This is a genomic window from Mesorhizobium sp. M4A.F.Ca.ET.020.02.1.1 (assembly GCF_004022645.1).
GTDB lineage: Bacteria > Pseudomonadota > Alphaproteobacteria > Rhizobiales > Rhizobiaceae > Mesorhizobium.
Genome location: NZ_RZOI01000834.1, coordinates 1 through 2443 on the forward strand (window position 1 = coordinate 1; position 2443 = coordinate 2443).

General features: G+C 67.4%; 3 protein-coding genes and 1 pseudogene. 3 read left to right on the forward strand and 1 reads right to left on the reverse strand.

Annotated features, from left to right (window positions below):
* Positions 1-145: pseudogene (locus tag EN742_RS39770) on the reverse strand (serine protease); the annotation flags it as partial.
* Between the two features lie 168 nt (positions 146-313).
* Between EN742_RS39770 and EN742_RS31840 the strand changes: the two are divergent.
* From EN742_RS31840 to EN742_RS31850, 3 genes are all read left to right on the forward strand, one after another.
* On the forward strand, positions 314-1186 hold the full coding sequence (locus tag EN742_RS31840; protein ID WP_126058804.1) for a S1C family serine protease: 873 nt from the start codon (positions 314-316) through the stop codon (positions 1184-1186).
* A gap of 7 nt (positions 1187-1193) precedes the next feature.
* Entirely contained in the window at positions 1194-1856 is a 663-nt protein-coding gene (locus EN742_RS31845) for a helix-turn-helix transcriptional regulator (protein WP_126059388.1), read from the forward strand.
* A gap of 369 nt (positions 1857-2225) precedes the next feature.
* Positions 2226-2443, forward strand: a 218-nt coding sequence (locus EN742_RS31850; RefSeq protein ID WP_128333724.1) for an SDR family NAD(P)-dependent oxidoreductase, incomplete at its 3' end; no start/stop codon positions are given.

Consider the following 2443-nt stretch of genomic DNA (forward strand, 5'->3'; position numbering starts at 1 on the left):
AGCCGGAGCCATGGCCGCCCGCGCCGCCGATGCGCTCGATGCGGCAGACGGCAGGGCCGACGCGGTCGACCGCATCGGCGACGGTCGTCGAATAGGCGTCGAGCAGCGTGTCGTCGGTTTGGAGTTTGGCGGCGGCGAGGGCCATGAGCGGGCTCCGTGATATCAGGCTTGATCGTGACTATATGTGCGGAGCGGCTGCGACAGCCGCGACCTGACCAGATGGCCAGTCGTGAGGCCAACTGGCCATCAGGCGAGTACCGGCCAGCGCGCTGTCGAACGATATCTGGGTAACCGCAAACCCAGGAGAACCATGATGAGCGACTTCAATTTGAGCGCATTTTCCGACGCAATCGCCGATCTCGCGGCAGCGGCCGCGCCGGCGACGGCGAGCCTTGCAACCCATCATCATCGGACAGCGAGCGCCTTCCACTGGCGCGACGGCTATTTCGTCACCGCCGAGGAAGTCGTGGAGGCGGGCGAGGAGATCGAGCTGACGCTGACTTCGGGCGAAACGGTCAAGGCCGAGCTTGTCGGCCGCGATCCCTCGACCGGGGTCGCCCTACTGAAGCCGGCCGACGCGGCAAATGCGCCGTCGCTCGCCAGAGCGGATGCGGTGCGGCCGGGCCATGTCGCCATCACCGTCGGCAACAGCGACGGCGCGGCGCTTGCCGTGTTCGGCTCGGTCGGCGAGGTCGGTCCGGCCTGGCGCTCGATGCGCGGCGGCACGATCGACCGGCGCATCAATCTCGCCGTCAATGCCGGCTCTCGCTTCGAGGGTGGTCCCGTGCTCGATGCCAAGGGCGGGCTGATCGGCATGCTCCTGTTCGGGCCGCGCCGGCGGGCACTGGTCATGCCTTACGAGACGATCGAGCGGGCGGTGGCGACGCTGCGCGAGAAGGGCCACGTCGCGCGCGGTTATCTCGGCGCCGGCCTGCATCCGGTCCACAACAGCGACACCCACGGCGCGATGGTGATGAGCCTCGACGACAACGGTCCGGCCAAGGCCGCCGGCCTGCATCTCGGCGACATAATCGTGGCATGGAACGGCGAGGCGGTGCAGGGCCCGCGTGACCTGATCCGCAAGCTCGGGCCGGACAGCGCCGGAGCGTCGGTGACGCTCGGCGTCGTGCGCGCCGGCGAGGCGCGCGATGTTGCCGTGTCCATCGGCGAAAAGCCGCTGAGCTGAGGGCATGATGGCGGTCGCGGCGATAGCAAACCACAGGAAGGCGGATCAGGCCGCCGCAGAGCGGCGGCTGACCGTGCTGATCGCGCTCGGCAGCGCCGCGCGGGCCGAGCAACTATCCGAGGCGCTCGCCGCAACCGGCGATCTGCTGCCGGTCATGGCCGGGAACCGATCAGGACAGGCCGTGGATGTCGCCATCATCGACGAGGATGGCCTGGAGGGCAGGGCGATCGATGCTGCGCTGCCCAGGGTGCTGCTGTCGCGGCGTCCCGATCATGAACAGCCCGCCGACAGCGTGCTTGCCGTGCTGCCCGCTTCGTCCGACGAATTGCTGATCGCCGCTGCCGCGCGGCTTGCAGCCGCCGGCTACCGTATTTCGGGCGCGGGCGGGCCGCTGGCCGGTCGGCACGACGACCTCTCCTTCCATGACAGCGATCCGTTCGACGAGGATCGTGCCGACACAAACCATGCCCGGCCAACGCTTTCGCCTCGCGAGGCGGAAGTGTTGGCGCTCCTTGCCGAGGGCGCGCCCAACAAGGTGATCGCCCGACGGCTGAACATTTCCGTGCACACGGCGAAGTTCCATGTCGCGGCGATCCTGATCAAGCTCGGTGCCGCCAACCGCACCGATGCGATCGCCATCGCCATGCGGCAGGGGCTGGTGCTGGTCTGAGGGCCTATTGATATTCCGGTGAGGCCGGCCTGCGAATGGCGGCTTCCTGCGCTTGTACGGCGCCGCGCGTCCTGTTGGACGCGCTAAGGACGCCGTACCACTCATACTTTGCGCATGATCCTTTCCAAAAATCGTACCGATTTTGGGGTCATGCGCGTGCTCACGTACTTTAAGTACGCTCCGCTCCGGTTCTCGGAAGCCACCATTCTCGACTCGGCCTGACCGGAATCTCAATAGACCCTGTTCCGCCTCACCTCGTTTCTGGACCCTACGCAGCGTAACCCGCTCGCGGCGGGTCGGGCCTTGCGCTCTGGTCGCCTGCCGCGCAAAAGTTCGCGCCTGCGATGTAGTTAAGGAAGCGGAGAAAAAATGTCGCTCAAGGGAAAGACGCTGTTCATCTCCGGCGGGTCGCGCGGCATCGGGCTGGCGATCGCGCTGCGCGCGGCGCGCGACGGCGCCAATGTGACGATCGCCGCCAAGACGGCGGAGCCGCATCCGAAGCTGCCGGGCACGATCTACACGGCGGCGGAGGAGATCGAGCAGGCCGGCGGCAAGGCGCTGCCGGTGCTATGCGACATTCGCGAGGA